At 66.7% G+C, this 13640-nt stretch carries 20 protein-coding genes; all 20 read left to right on the top strand.

Translation table 11 applies throughout. The features are described 5' to 3' along the window. Window positions 1–17 precede the first annotated feature (17 nt). The 20 genes from ACP7BY_RS20200 to ACP7BY_RS20105 all read left to right on the top strand — a co-directional run bounded on the left by ACP7BY_RS20200 (window position 18) and on the right by ACP7BY_RS20105 (window position 13392). Window positions 18–1808: a hypothetical protein gene (locus tag ACP7BY_RS20200; RefSeq protein WP_084718467.1), complete on the top strand. Its 1791-nt coding sequence runs from the start codon at window positions 18–20 to the stop codon at window positions 1806–1808. Next, the gene (locus tag ACP7BY_RS20195) at window positions 1792–2232 is read left to right on the top strand and encodes a hypothetical protein (RefSeq protein ID WP_047100430.1); all 441 of its coding nucleotides are present in this window, start codon (window positions 1792–1794) and stop codon (window positions 2230–2232) included. The genes ACP7BY_RS20200 and ACP7BY_RS20195 overlap by 17 nt, the downstream gene beginning before the upstream one ends. Window positions 2233–2418: 186 nt before the next feature. Then, on the top strand, window positions 2419–3225 hold the full coding sequence (locus tag ACP7BY_RS20190) for a hypothetical protein (RefSeq protein ID WP_062126506.1): 807 nt from the start codon (window positions 2419–2421) through the stop codon (window positions 3223–3225). A 77-nt stretch (window positions 3226–3302) separates the two neighbouring features. Then, window positions 3303–3596, top strand: a complete 294-nt coding sequence (locus tag ACP7BY_RS20185; protein ID WP_010409087.1) for a hypothetical protein — start codon at window positions 3303–3305, stop codon at window positions 3594–3596. 16 nt (window positions 3597–3612) lie between these two features. Next, window positions 3613–3927: a hypothetical protein gene (locus tag ACP7BY_RS20180; protein WP_010409090.1), complete on the top strand. Its 315-nt coding sequence runs from the start codon at window positions 3613–3615 to the stop codon at window positions 3925–3927. A 64-nt stretch (window positions 3928–3991) separates the two neighbouring features. Then, window positions 3992–4501 (top strand): hypothetical protein, encoded by a 510-nt coding sequence (locus ACP7BY_RS20175; protein ID WP_010409093.1) that lies wholly within the window; start codon window positions 3992–3994, stop codon window positions 4499–4501. Window positions 4502–4545: 44 nt separating this feature from the next. Beyond that, complete coding sequence (locus tag ACP7BY_RS20170) at window positions 4546–5262, top strand: hypothetical protein (protein WP_062126508.1); 717 nt, start codon at window positions 4546–4548, stop codon at window positions 5260–5262. A 6-nt stretch (window positions 5263–5268) separates the two neighbouring features. Continuing rightward, window positions 5269–6390: a phosphoadenosine phosphosulfate reductase family protein gene (locus ACP7BY_RS20165; RefSeq protein ID WP_010409098.1), complete on the top strand. Its 1122-nt coding sequence runs from the start codon at window positions 5269–5271 to the stop codon at window positions 6388–6390. Between the two features lie 22 nt (window positions 6391–6412). Then, window positions 6413–6961 (top strand): hypothetical protein, encoded by a 549-nt coding sequence (locus ACP7BY_RS20160; protein WP_035386550.1) that lies wholly within the window; start codon window positions 6413–6415, stop codon window positions 6959–6961. Next, window positions 6958–7152, top strand: coding sequence for a hypothetical protein (locus tag ACP7BY_RS20155; RefSeq protein ID WP_010409103.1), 195 nt, complete (start codon window positions 6958–6960; stop codon window positions 7150–7152). The genes ACP7BY_RS20160 and ACP7BY_RS20155 overlap by 4 nt, the downstream gene beginning before the upstream one ends. A 72-nt stretch (window positions 7153–7224) precedes the next feature. After that, window positions 7225–7509 carry a hypothetical protein gene (locus ACP7BY_RS20150; protein ID WP_066675310.1) on the top strand — a complete coding sequence of 95 codons (285 nt, stop codon included), beginning with the start codon at window positions 7225–7227 and terminating at the stop codon, window positions 7507–7509. A 22-nt stretch (window positions 7510–7531) separates the two neighbouring features. Beyond that, window positions 7532–8050, top strand: a complete 519-nt coding sequence (locus tag ACP7BY_RS20145) for a hypothetical protein (RefSeq protein WP_010409110.1) — start codon at window positions 7532–7534, stop codon at window positions 8048–8050. Between the two features lie 113 nt (window positions 8051–8163). Continuing rightward, the gene (locus ACP7BY_RS20140; protein ID WP_033967159.1) at window positions 8164–8691 is read left to right on the top strand and encodes a hypothetical protein; all 528 of its coding nucleotides are present in this window, start codon (window positions 8164–8166) and stop codon (window positions 8689–8691) included. Window positions 8692–8856: 165 nt separating this feature from the next. Further along, window positions 8857–9378, top strand: coding sequence for a DUF736 domain-containing protein (locus ACP7BY_RS20135; RefSeq protein ID WP_033967161.1), 522 nt, complete (start codon window positions 8857–8859; stop codon window positions 9376–9378). A gap of 321 nt (window positions 9379–9699) precedes the next feature. Beyond that, the gene (locus ACP7BY_RS20130; protein WP_052192542.1) at window positions 9700–10158 is read left to right on the top strand and encodes a hypothetical protein; all 459 of its coding nucleotides are present in this window, start codon (window positions 9700–9702) and stop codon (window positions 10156–10158) included. Window positions 10159–10345: 187 nt separating this feature from the next. Next, on the top strand, window positions 10346–10822 hold the full coding sequence (locus tag ACP7BY_RS20125; protein ID WP_024310589.1) for a DUF736 domain-containing protein: 477 nt from the start codon (window positions 10346–10348) through the stop codon (window positions 10820–10822). Window positions 10823–11090: 268 nt separating this feature from the next. After that, the gene (locus ACP7BY_RS20120) at window positions 11091–11357 is read left to right on the top strand and encodes a type II toxin-antitoxin system Phd/YefM family antitoxin (protein WP_010409116.1); all 267 of its coding nucleotides are present in this window, start codon (window positions 11091–11093) and stop codon (window positions 11355–11357) included. A 136-nt stretch (window positions 11358–11493) separates the two neighbouring features. Then, a complete protein-coding gene (locus ACP7BY_RS20115) occupies window positions 11494–11751 on the top strand; it encodes a hypothetical protein (RefSeq protein WP_062126514.1) in 258 nt (85 codons plus the stop codon). Between the two features lie 690 nt (window positions 11752–12441). Further along, the gene (locus ACP7BY_RS20110) at window positions 12442–12780 is read left to right on the top strand and encodes a single-stranded DNA-binding protein (RefSeq protein ID WP_010409121.1); all 339 of its coding nucleotides are present in this window, start codon (window positions 12442–12444) and stop codon (window positions 12778–12780) included. 138 nt (window positions 12781–12918) lie between these two features. Then, complete coding sequence (locus tag ACP7BY_RS20105; protein WP_062126517.1) at window positions 12919–13392, top strand: hypothetical protein; 474 nt, start codon at window positions 12919–12921, stop codon at window positions 13390–13392. The last annotated feature ends 248 nt before the right edge of the window (window positions 13393–13640 follow it).

Below are 13640 nucleotides of genomic sequence, written 5' to 3'. Positions count from 1 at the left end.
GCGTCTCTCCGCACTCGATGTTCGGCGACGACCATTGGCAGATGGCGACAGGCGTCGTGGGTCAGCGGGACACCACCTTCCGCGTCGACTGGGGGTTCACACTGCCCGACGGAAGCCGGTTCAACGAGCCGCATTGGCGGACGCTGCGCGAGGCGAGCAAGCATCTGCTCTGGTCGTTGCACAGCGATCCACCTCCCGGTCGATCCGCGCTCTCGTTACGTTCGCTTGGAACGCAGGGAACGCTCCAGCGGGTCGTGCTGGAATGGATGGCGGGCCGCGGCCTGGCTCGATGGTCGGAACTGGATGACGAGGCCATCCGGCATCTGTTCGATGATCTCGCCCAGCGCCCGAGAGACAATGGCACGATGGCGCTATCGACCGCGAGCAACTACCGCACGCTGCTGCGGGCGTTTTACCAACAGCGTGAGAAGCTTCCCGACACCCCGAAATCCGCGCCGCCTGCGCTCAATGAGCTGGGCCGTTGGCGCCCGGTCGAGCGGTGGCCCTATACGCCTGATGAAATCGCAATGCCGCTCGTTGCGGGAGCGCTCCATCTCATCGGCGAGCCAGCCGATACCATCCTTCATATGCGTGACGACATACAGGCGCTGCACGATGCGGCTTCCGCAAAAGGGCATGCAAAACCGGGGCGTTCCAGGCGCATACGCCGATACCTGCACGCTGCTCCACCGATCGAGTTTGTTCCTGGGCAGGCTCAGCCGCTGACGGTCCAGCCGATGCTCACCTTCAATGGCATGGTGGCCCGTCTCTACGAGGCTTGCTTCATTGTCCTCGCCTATCTCGTTGGGCCGCGCGCTTCGGAAATCCTATCGCTGGAAGCCGGTTGCATCGAGCGGGTGCAGGGCGAGCAGCAGGAGATGTTCGCCTATCTGACCGGCACGATCCGAAAGGACGCTCCAGGAGACGGAGTGCCGCATCGCTGGATCGCCCCCGAACCCGCCGTTCGCGCCATCGAAGTTCTTGAGCGCCTATCGGCACCATGGCGAGCGATCGACGGCCGACAATATCTCTGGCTGCTCCAGGTCCGCCCGGGGAGCGCGATCCGAACCTCGGCATTGCCGATCGAGCCGCTCACCAGTTCGGCTATGAATATACGCCTGAATGACGGCATTGGGGCCGCGCTTCGCCTTCCCGAAATCAACGGTGAAAGCTGGAGGCTTGCCACCCACCAGGGCCGCAAGACCTTCGCGCGGTTCGTGGGCCGGCGCGACAGGACCGGTCTCGCGGCATTGGCCAAGCATCTCGGGCATGTGACCCGCGCCATGACCGACCGCGCCTATGTCGGCACGGACTTCGAGCTGGTTGAACTGGTCGACGCCCAGGCGGCACGAGAAACCCGCGCCGCGCTCGAAGAGTTGCTGGTCGCGCCTCGCCTGGGCGGCAAGGCGGGGCGCGATCTTGCGGCGCGATCGCCGTTCCGCGGTCGCACGCACGATGGCGACCTCGATGCCTACATCACCCGCCTGTTGGCCGATACCGACATCAGGCTCGGCGTCTGCGACTGGGGCTACTGTCTCTACCGTCGGGAGACGTCTGCCTGCCTCGGGTCCGACAAAGAGCCCAATCCCGTTCTCCGCACGCAGGGCACATGCGTCACTTGCGCGAACTTCGCGGTGAGCGAACGTCACAAGCCGGTCTGGGAAGCCCGCCTGAAACGAAACCTGGCTCTCCTGGAAAGAACCGACCTTGACCCTGAAAGCCGAAATCTGGCGATCACGCGGGTCGAGGAGAGCCGCCGCGTGATCGACGATCTCGATTTGCAGCCCGCCGATGGCAACCTCGGCTGATACGCCCCAAGGGCGTCGCCGCGAGCGGGTCGCTACCCGCCTGCGGGAAGCTCTCGCCGTGTTGCGCGCCGATCCTGAATCCGAAATCTCCGTTGCGGCGCTGGCCCGGCACGCCGGCATCGGACGCAATGCGCTCTACACCAATCATCGCGCTGTGCTTGAAGATCTCCGTGCCCTTCAGGCTGAACGATCTCCGGCTTCGGGTCAGGATGAGGTTCCAAAGCTGGATGGAGGAAAGGGGGAGGCGGAGGTGCGGATCCGGGTGCTGGCCACCGAGAATGCCTCTCTCTTGCGGCGCGCGTTGATCGCGGAGAGCCGCGCGAAGCGGTTGGAGGAGCGCAATGCCGACCTTGTCCGCGAGCTTCGGGACCGACGCAATGTTGCTATGCTGCCGATCGCCCCGCCGAATGCGTCCGAAGAATAGCCGCGCGCGGGGCTAACCAGACGTCCGGTTAGCGAGCGCGCCCGAAAACCCTTCAAGGTCAGCCAACTGGACCTAATCGGACAGGCCGAACCAGACCTAAGATCTTGATCACGATGAGATCACCACCGGATGGATCGAGACCTGGGCGGCCGAGATCTACGCCGACGCGGCCTGACGGAGGTAACCATGCTCACCGACCGCTCCCAGCGCTGGCGCGACCGGCGCAGCTTGTTCGTTGCCGGCGACAGCGTGATCGACCCGCGCCGCTACGCCGTCGATGTCGTCGCCCATGATACTGCCCGCGCATTCCTCGCCGACCATCATTACCTCCCGCGCTATCCCGCCGCCCAGCTCGCCTGCGGGCTGTTCGGTCCGGGCGACCCGGGCAGATCCACGTTGGTCGGTCTCATCGTGTTCGGCGTGCCGGCGACCGGCGCGGTCATCACCCGGCACACCGGCTATGCCGATCCCGCTCGGGGCTGCGTACTGCAACGGCTCATCTGCCTGCCCTCGGTCGCCGCGAACGGCGAAAGCTTCTTCACGTCGCGCGCCTTCCGCCTCCTGCGCCTCGCCAAGCCCCGGATCGACGCTGTCGTCAGCTTCTCCGATCCCGCCTTCGGCCATTGCGGCGTCGTCTATGCCGCGCTGTCGGGCGCCTATCGCGGCCGCACGAGGCCGCGGACGGTGCTGCGCATCGCCGGCGAGACGATCTCGGAGAGAACGCTGTCGAAGATCCGCAACCTCGAATCCGGCCATGCCGGGGCGATCGACCAGCTGGTGCGGCTCGGTGCGCCGAGGCCGGAGGCGCACGAACACCCCGCCGACTGGCTCGCGCGGCTCCGTGCCGACAATCTGCTCCGCCCGCACCGGCAAAGCCCGCTATTCACCTATTGCTTCGAGCTGACGCGCGACGCCCGGCGCACCGCGCGCGATCTGCCCCGGCTTGCCTATCCGCGCCGGAGCGACGCGATCCGCGAAATCCTCGCGGCATGATCCCCGCGCCAGCGGCGCGAGGGAAGGGGAGCGGGAGCGGGCGGCATGTCACCGACATGCCGGAAGGAGCACCGCCCGTGGATATCCATCTCGCCATCGCCAGCGTCCAGGCCGACGCTGCCCGCATCGCGCGCTACACCGATCGACGCGACCGTTTCCTCGATGCGCTGGACTGGTCCGCGCTCGACGAACAGACCGCGCGCGAGGCCGCGATGCTCGACGATCTGCTCGCCGGCGATCTCGCCGACGCCGCGCTCTACATCCTCTGGCTGGAAGAACGCCTCGCCAGCGGCGAAACCGATGTTCCAGGCGTTCTTCGCTTCTACCCGCACCCGCGCCCCTGGCACGGCGAGTGGATCTCGCTGCACTGACCCTGAAAGGATCGCCATGAGCCGCCACCAGTTTCCCGGTATCGAACCCGGCACCAGCGTCAGCATCGGGTGGGACCGCCCGCTTGGCACCTTCTTCGTCCAGGTGCTGCGCCCGCACCCGCATCTCACGGGTGAGGACGAAACCGTCGCATGGCATGGCGCGCACCCCGGCGAGCTGACCACAGCGGCCGCCGCGGTCACCATCGCCTCACGCTGGGCCGATCTTCCCGCCGATCTCGCGATCACGCTCGAGACCGACCGGCTGATGACCCTCGGCCAGTCCGATGGCGAGGCGCAGATCGCCATCAAGCGCCGCTTCTTCGGCGACTGAGTACCCGACAAGAAAGGGGAGGGGGATGGGGCGCGTCGATCAATGACGATCGACGGAGAGCCCCATGCCATATTTTATCGATCTCGGTGCCGGTCCCGCCGAGGAGGATTGCGCGCAACTCGGCCAGTCGCCCAACTTCGACAGCCTCAACCGCCTCGAAATCGCGGTCTACAAGTCCGCGCTGATCGCACGCTACGGCCCGCCGCCCCCGGGATGCCGCCTCGCCGGCCTGTCCAACCGACACGATTTCGGTCGCTATGTCGAACTCGTCCTCCATATCGAGAACGAGCTCGACGAGGCCGTCGCCGACTATGCGACACGCGTCGAGGAGGGACTCGCCACCTGGCGCGAGGCGGGCTTCACCGCGCCGGTCGAGTATAACGGCGAGACGCCCACCATCGTCCATGCCGATCCGGCCGATGCCGTCATCAGCGCGCTGCTGATTACCCGGCCCGGGCCGAACGGTCTTTTCCCGATCCCGGATTTCGCGGTCCTGCACGGCAATCTCACGCAGGCTTACCCCGCCGAGGCCGCGGCCGCCAACGCGCGTCTCGCCGAGGCCGCGGACGCCTGAGCGCGACCGCACAGAGCGATTTCCCATCATTTCGGAGCATTCCCATGGCGAACACCTACACCAAGGCCGCGTTCACGCTGACCATGAGCCACGCCGACGCGGCGTTGCTAACCATTGCCGAACAGGCAGTCGATATCCTCGACACCAACGGCGACGATGCCGACCTCGCCCACGAATATGACGCGCTCGATCCCGCGTTTCACGCCGTGTTCCCGGCGAAGGGGCCGATGAAGTTCGAAAGCTTCCTCGAGATATTCGACGATTGGCATTTCCCTTATCTCGACTGCGCGATCGACATCGACTGGAAAGGCGAAGACGGGAACGCGCGCGTATTCTTCAGCGGCGATCAATTCGGCGTCGAACAGGTCGCCCAGCTCATCTTCCGCGCTTGCAAGTCCGCGCTCCCCTGCGGGTTCGCATGGATCTCCGACTGCGACCGGCTGCGCCCCGGCGAGTTCGGAAGCGGCTGCGTCATCATTACCGACGCGGGGCTGACGTTCCACAGCACCCAGGACATCCTCGATCGCGCCGCGCGCAGCGCCGCAGCCGATCCCGACACCCATGGTCACGAGGGTCGCTTCGGTTTCGTGCTCGCCTCGCGCGACCAGGACGGCCACGCCGTCTTCTGGAACAACGACGACGGCTTCGGGGCACTCGCCAGCGCGACCGTGTTCTCGAAAGCCGAGGCCCGCGCACACGATCCGGTCATCGCCAACGACGAACCCGAGTGGCTGGCGCTGCCAGCGCCGCTCGCGGCCTGAACGGCCATGTTCATCGACATCGGACGCGGCCTGGTCGCCGGCCTTCCGGCCCTCGCCCTGCCGCCCGCCATCCTCGACGCGGTCGAACGCGGCGCATGGATCGTCTTCAACCTCTCGGGCGGCAAGGACAGCTCGGCCGCGATGTTCGCGGTCAACCTGATCCTCGATGCGCTCGGCCATCCGCGCGAGCGGCGTATCGCCATTCACGCCGACCTCGGCCGTGCCGAATGGGACGAAACGCCCGCGACGGTCGAGGATCTCGCGGCCCACGCCGGCGTCCCGCTGACGATCGTCCGGCGCAACGCCGGCGACCTGTTCGACCGCTGGGCCACGCGCTTTGCCAACGGCAAGGCGCGCTACGAGGCACTCGAAACCTATAATCTGATCGGTCCCTGGTCATCCTCGGCGCTGCGCTTCTGCACCTCAGAGATGAAGGCCCATGTCATCGGGCCGCACCTCGCCAGACTGCTGCGCGGCCAGACTATCATCAACGTGCTGGGACTGCGCCGCGACGAGAGCATCGCTCGGTCACGCACACCCGAATGGAAAGCAGACGCGCGCTACGCCGCTGCCGGCAATCCGCACGGCACCGCGATGATGCTGTGGAACCCGATCGCGCACTGGACGACACCACAGGTCTTCGCCGCGCACGATACGCTCGGCATCCCGCTGCACGTCGCCTACACCTGTTACCAGTCGTCACGACTGTCGTGCCGCTTTTGCGTCCTTCAATCGCTCGGCGACGCCCAGGCATCGGCTTCGGCACCGGCGAACCGTCCCGCGCTGCTCCACCTGGTCGGCCTCGAGGCGACCTCAACCTTCTCGTTCCAGCCCGCACGCTGGCTCGCCGACGTCGCACCGCGTCACATACCGGGTAATTTGAGGAACCGGATTTCCCTCGCCAAGGCCGATGCCGCCGAGCGGCGACGGCTCGAAGCCGCGATGCCGCCCGACCTGCGCTACGTCAAAGGCTGGCCGCCGCGCATTCCCACCATCGAGGAGGCCGGCATCATCGCCGCGTCCCGCGCACCGATCCTCTCGCGGCACGGTCTCGCCGATCTCTATCCCAATGCCGGCGCGGTGCGAGACCGCTTTTCCGACCTGATCGCGCTGAAGCGTGCCGCCTGATCCAGAGCAAGGAGCTTTCATCATGCCCGATATCACCGATCTCCCCGTCATGACGCGCGCCGACGCGATCGCCGCGGGCTTCGCCGGCTACAACGACGTGCCGCACAAACCAATCGACGTGCCCGACGGCGCGTTCACGATCACGGCGAAGACCAGCGAGGGTCGCCGCGTCACCTTCTGCTTTCTCGAATCCACTTATGGTGGCCCGCCCCGCTTCATCGACATCCAGTTCCACGACCGCGGCACCACGATCCCCAACGCCGATAACGGGGTATCACCCACCTTCAACGCGTTCGCGATCACGCGTGGCGGCAAGTTCGTCGCCGACAGTCGACCGCTCGACGAAGAGATCAAGCCCTCGATCCTCGTGCTGATGCTCGACAAGGCCGGGGAAGAACCCGCGCGATCCGCGACCAACCCGGCGCCGATGTCGGACATTGACCTCGCTGCGCTGCTGACACGCGCGGCCGAAGTCGTGGCTGCGCCCGACAGCCGGATCGCGTCGCATCGCAACACGCTTGCCGGCCAGCTCATCGCCGAGGCCGCGATCAGGCGGGCGCGCCCGTCATGACCACCCCCTCGCGCAGCGACGGGATGCACGTCGCCCATACCGCAACGGGCTGGGTCGTGTTCGACAACAGCTTGTCACACCCCTCTCGCCTCTCGGGCGCCTATCCGTCGCGCGCCGCGGCGACCGCCCGCAAGCGGGCGCTCGCGCGTGCGCTGCGCCACCAGCGTCCCGACGAAGCACCGGACGTCTGAGGAAGGGGAAGGGGGACCGGCTGTTATGAACCGGGAGGATCATCCGACCCGGTGACAACCGGAGCTGACCCCATGCGCAGCATCCTCGCCTTCTACGAAATCGACCGTGCCTGGGGCGGCCCCGAGGAAGGGGGATGGTGGTACGACACCGGCACCTTCGTCCGCGTGATCGCCCTCCATTACCACGACGAGGCCGCGGTCGCGGCGATGCGCCGCGCCAACCGGCTGCTCGAGCGCCTGCAGCGGCATCGCCCGCCGGTGGATTCGGCTGCCTACACCGGCGGACGCTTCCGCGCCTTCAGCTTCTCCGGCCTCCCGCCCACGCGGTTTCCCGCACGTCGCCCGGAATATTCCTGACCCAGCAGAAAGGGACCAGCCCATGTATCGCGTCCATTATTTCGACACCAGCGAAGCCGCGCATGACGCCTGTCTCGATGACGGTCCCTGCATCGAGGAAGGCGACGTTCTCGCCATCCTGTCGGAGGGCGTCATCGGTCTCGCCTCGACCGATCCGATCGCCGTCACCCTCGACCCCGGCGCACTGCGCATCGTCCGCCCGATGGCGATGGACGTGCTGCTAGCAGAACTCGTCCACGGCGCCTCCCAGATCCGCCGCGCGGTCGCGACCGCCCTCCTGCACCATTTGCCCGTGCAGCCCCATTTCCTCGCCTTCGTCGCGCCGGCGCTGCCCTATCCCTATCCGCAGACCGTCGTCGCGCTCTCGTTCGACGATATCATGCTGACGATCGATGCGATCCACCACCGTATCACGGCGCTCGAACGCCGGTTGGGGACACTCGAATCCGACAGCGCGCACGCCTTCTTCCTGCAACGCTCGATCGATCATCTGTCGGCCGCCCGGAAGCGCCTCATGCGACATCCGCGACCGCCTCGCTGAACGGCACGGCATCGCCTCGCGACGATGCCGGCACCGGCTGCGCCGGAAGGAGAGAGGGACCGGATCGGCATCCTGGACATGGGGTCCGGGCATTTTGCCGAAAGGTCACGATCATGTGCATCGATCCCAACGCCGAGCCCGTCGCCTTCGCGCTCGACACCAAACTCTGCCACCTCCTGCCCACGCTGACCGAGCCGCACCGCGAAGCCATCGCCCAGGATCTCGCGCGCACCGCCATCTTCATGGCGACCGCAATGGCGGCCGACATGGCGCAGGACGCGGTGAACGGCCTCGTGCCGATCCCGAAGATGCCGACGCTCGGCAAGCCGCCCGCACCCGCGCTGGTCCCACAGGCGCAAACGCCGCGCGATACCGTGCTGCTGACCCCCGCGGTCGCGCCCGTCGTCACGATCAAGGCCAAAACGACCGACGTCACCGTCGCCGGCTTCGACCAGCGTCAAGGCTACACGTTCGGGATCGACAACAAGTCCGACCGGCTGATCGACATCCGCCACGCCGGCAAATGCTGGTGCATCGATCCGAGCGACGAGGCGACCGACGTCGTCAGCCGCGCGATCGGCGCGCTCGCCGCGGCGCACGCCGATATCGGCACCGCGCTCACCGACCAGCTCGCCCACTGAGCACCGACATCGTCCGCCTGCCGCACGATCCACCGTCCGCGTGAAGACGCGGTCGGTGAGGGGCGCTCATCGCGCCCTGCCCGGCCGAAGGGCCGGGGAGGGGAGGAGGATTGAAGATCGGTGTCGAGGACATGGGGTCCAGCACGACATCACAGGAGACACGTCATGAACATCGGTCAGATCAAGCAGAACGACGCGGGCATTTTCATGGGCCGCATTTCCACCCTCGCCGTCGCGATGACGATCGCGCTCAAGCCGGTCCAGTCGTCCAACCCGCGCGCGCCGCGCTACGAGATCCACGCGCTCACCCCGGGCCGGACGTGGGTGCAGGTCGGGGCGTTCTTCGAACTCACCTCGAACAACACCGGCGAGGCGTTCCTGAACGGCCGCATCGACGATCCGTCGCTCGCCGCGCCGCTGCAGGTCTCGGCCTTCCGCCAGGACGACGGCTCGTACAACGTCGTGTGGCAGCGCGCCCAGAAGCGCCGCGATGTCGGTGCCGCGCTCGGCGTCAAGGCGGATGACGATCTGTCGCCGCCGTTCGGCGCCGATGGCGGCCCGGTCGGCAACGGCCCCGATCACGATGCGGGCACCACCGACAACGGCCTGGGCGAAACCACCGCCCCGGTCGAGGAGCCGGTCGGCAAGGGCCGCGGTCGCCGCCAGCGCGTCGCCGAGGACGCCTGATCCACCCCCGGTGCCGTGCACTCCCTCACGGCACCGCATGGCGCACGGGCGCGCCCCCTTTCGCTCCCGCACGCCGAAACTCGGGGCAACGCCGGCACACGGCGTCGCCCTTTTTTTGCTTCATGGGCTCCAGTCCCGATTCAACACCGTATCGGATCGATAATTTAGCTATTCCTTCGCTTTATCGCCGTATAAGCACAGGATATCGCAGTTCGAACCTGGGCCACGCTCAAGGGAAGGGGGTGATGAATGGATAGCCGGGCGAATGGTGATGACACCGCTCGCGGGACCGGCACGTCCACTTCATCACGAGGTCCCGACATGGCCGACCGCGTCTCCGTCTCCATTACGATCGGGGGGAAACTTCCCGCCGATCGACTGCCCGAACTGTACAAACTCGCCGATTTCTACGGCCTCTCGACCGAATGGGGGGGAGAACCGCTTGAATCCGTTACATCCGGCGAACCCCTGCGCCTCCATGCTCACGAGGTCCAGAACGGCAATATCGAGGATATCGAGGACTTCTGCTGCACCAACGACCTTCCGTTCAGGACGTGGTCGGGAGGCTCGCCCGGGTCGTTCTCGCCCGAGGTTCGGGTCTGGCCAGGTCATGGTCCGCGCGCGATATTCTCGGCCGACGACAACGAAAGCGTCGTGCTGACGCTTCAGGAATACAATGCTCTAGGTGACCTCGCCGCGATCGGTGAGCACTTCCGGTTGGGTGGCTTCAAACCGCCTGCGCTCTCCATCGTCCCGGGAAAGCCTGAGACCGATAGCTAACAGCGCCATCGGCACATCCTCCTGACCTAGCCCGATCCGCGTCCCGCACGCACCACCGTCCGCGTGAAGAACGCGGTCGGTGAGGGGCGCTCATCGCGCCCTGCCCGGCCGAAGGGCCGGGGAGGGGAGGAGGATTGAAGATCGGTGTCGAGGACATGGGGTCCAGCACGACATCAGGAGACACGTCATGAACATCGGTCAGATCAAGCAGAACGACGCGGGCATCTTCATGGGCCGCATTTCCACCCTCGCGGTCGCGATGACGATCGCGCTGAAGCCGGTCCAGTCGTCCAATCCGCGCGCCCCGCGCTACGAGATCCATGCGCTCACCCCGGGCCGGACGTGGGTGCAGGTCGGCGCGTTCTTTGAACTCACCTCCAACAACACCGGCGAGGCGTTCCTCAACGGCCGCATCGACGATCCGTCGCTCGCCGCGCCGCTCCAGGTCTCGGCCTTCCGCCAGGACGACGGCTCGTACAACGTCGTGTGGCAGCGCGCCCAGAAGCGCCGCGACGTCGGTGCCGCGCTCGGGGTCAAGGCGGACGATGGCGAACCCGCGCTGCCTTTCACCGCCGATGGCCGTGACGTGGCGACCTCGGGCGCAGGCGATGACACCGGAGACGGGCTGGGTGCCAGCACCGCGCCGGTCGACGAGAGGGTCTGACCGGCATCGGGCGGCGCTGACGCGTCGCCCGTATCGCCACCTCGACGGGGATCGCTTCATCGCCGAAGCGGTCCCTGTTGCCGTTAGTGCCTGTTGCAGCCGCGCGGTCCGTGGTGTACGGATTGTCTTCCGTTTTACGGAAGATACGGATTCCCATGTAACAGAAAGATGGCCGTTACAACATTGGCAGGACCAGATGAGGGTCCCATCCTGGAGGGACGCAGGGCTTAATCGATCCCCGGCCGCGTAACGAAAGATGAGGGAAACCATGACCCCTACAATCGAAAAGGCCAGATCGACCGACGTGTCGAAGCGGTTCGGCTTCTATTACGACGAGGCGATGACGCATCCGATCGCAATCGAGCGCAACGGCGCTGCCCGCGTGGTCATGCTACCCGCCTCCGAGTTCGAACGCTTGTCCCGCCTCGATCACCTCGCGCTCTCGCCGCAGGAGTTGAGCGATGAAGCCATCCACGCCATCAGGACCGCGACGCCCAGCGCCGGGTCCGTCCAGAACGATCAGTACGTCGATTGAACCGCAAGCCGGTGACCTGATCTGGTATTTCTACCTCTGGCGGCATGAACATAACCGGGGCGACGAGGACGGCTCGAAACTCCGCCCCTGCATGGTGGTTGGCAGCTATCGCTCAGCCGGAAGGCTCCGTGTCCTGATGGTGCCACTGACGACGCGCGATTATTCACCGGCTGCATCCATCCCTCTGCCGCCGCGATTCATTGAGGCCTTCGGCCTCGATGACCGATCACGCATCGTGTGGGACGACGTGAACGATTTCGCATGGGTCGGACCCGACGTTCGCGCCGGTAACGACGGTAGCACCATCATCGCCGAGGTGCCGAGCCGCATCGTACAACGTGTCGCGGCGCTGATCGTCGAGCATCGGATCACCCCCACCCGGCGAACCGAGTAGGCGATCGATCCTCGCCAACCCGAAGGGCGGCGCCCGCAGACACAGCCCGGTTCGCTGGCCGAGTGGAAAGATCATCACGATCGGCGATGATCCCGCAGCCGGGCGGCGCGTAAAGCCGTCGCTGTTCTGCCAGCGGGTATCGGCAGGCGTTTGCCCCCTATGGCGATGAGGACGCCCAGGTCCGATGCGGTTGCCGGCGATCGCCCTGGCGAGGGTCGGCCGTCGGGCGACCTTGCGGCATCCGGTCTCCTTGCCGGTGCGTCGTCGCCCGGGCGCGGCCGTCCTTGTCGAGCTTCGGAGCGGCACCACGTCGGTCAGCGAGCGACGCTGGCGGCACGCCTGCCTTCGCGCCGGGTCGTTCGGGGGTACGGGTCAGGCGACCGACATGAGCGGTTCACGAGGTTTGTCCATGGCAATGCCTGCGGGAACCTTGGGCTGATCGACGGCCCATCCGCCGTTTCGTGTCACCTGCGCCGCGCCCCGGGGCCTCGCAACCCCTTTGGCAGGGCCGTGTTGCCGCGCTTCGCGCGGCTGCCCGCACCACCCCTGCAAAAGGGGTTCCCCTCCGGTCGACCAGGCCCGCCGCCTGCGCGCCGGCCCAGCTCGCCCTCCGGTGCGACGCCCCGAACCGCGACGCCCTTCAGGTGACACCGGCGGACGGACCGCCGACCAACCCAAGGAGGCAATGCCATGAACAACGTGAACCTCGTCGGCCGCCTGACCCGCACCCCCGAACTGCGCGAAGTCAATCGCGCCACCAGCGTCGCGACCATCTTCGTGGCGACCGATCGCCCGAAGCTCAACAAGGACGGCCACACCTACAAAGGCGACGACGGCTTCACCGTCAAGGAGACCGAATACCACAAGGTCACCTGCTTCAACGGCCTCGCCAAGGCGATCGCCGGCAACCGCAAGAAGGGCGACCTCATCGCCATCGAGGGACGCCTGCACTACACCCGCTGGCAGGACAGCGACGGCAACGACCGCTACGGCTGCGAGATCATCGCCGATCGCGCCGAGTTCTACTGACCGGCCAGCGAACCGGGCGGCGCCTGCGGGCGTCGCCCTTCGCGCATGCTTCATCATCGCCCGCGCAGGACGCCTCGCCCACGGTGCTTCGCACCGCGGCCTTGCGCCAGCGCGCGCTCACCTGAAAGGTCCGGCACCATGACCGTCCAGCGCGACATGTTCGACGGCGACCCGTTCGCGCCCGAGCCGATACCTGCGGCACCGGACCCGGTCGCTCGGGTCGACGAGCCGGCACCCGCCGGCGGCGACCACGACGGCAATGCCGTCGCGCTCGCCCCGCTGGCGGTGCCGTGCGGCTTCCGCAACCGTCGCAATGAACCCTGCCGGCGTCTCGCCGAGCGACCCATCCTGATGAACGGCCAGCCCTTCGTCCATCGTGGTCACCAGCTGCTCCAGTGTCCGCGTTCCTGCTGGCTAGACGATGACAGCGCGGTCGAGCCGGACATTGCTGACCGGATCGGTGAAGATATCCGGTTCGCAACCGAACCGGATATCCAGACCGACCCGCACGGCGAGGACCCCGATGCCAACCGCGATCCAGACGACCCGGGAATCCAGGAGATGCCGGATTACGATGCCGGGGATGACGGTGGCGAGTATGAATGGGACTGATCCTGCTGATCCTGCTGTGCTGGCTGTGGGACGGCCGTAGAGGGGCAGGGCGGGGCGTCCCGCCTTGTGGGCGGGACCGGGCTCTATTCGGCCCTGGCGGGCCTCACGGAGCCCCCTGGCGGGGTCTCCGTAGGGTCGACGCGGAACGCCTCTTTCGAGGATGTTCCAGCGCCTCCCCCCGAACCGTGCTTGCACCTTTCAATGCACACGGCTCTCCATTCCGCTGGTCAACCGACCGCCGTGGAGAT

It is taken from the genome of Sphingomonas sp. PSPC2-2, from assembly GCF_049897725.1.
In the GTDB taxonomy this organism is placed as follows: Bacteria; Pseudomonadota; Alphaproteobacteria; order Sphingomonadales; family Sphingomonadaceae; genus Sphingomonas.
This window is presented reverse-complemented; position numbering and strand designations above follow the sequence as displayed.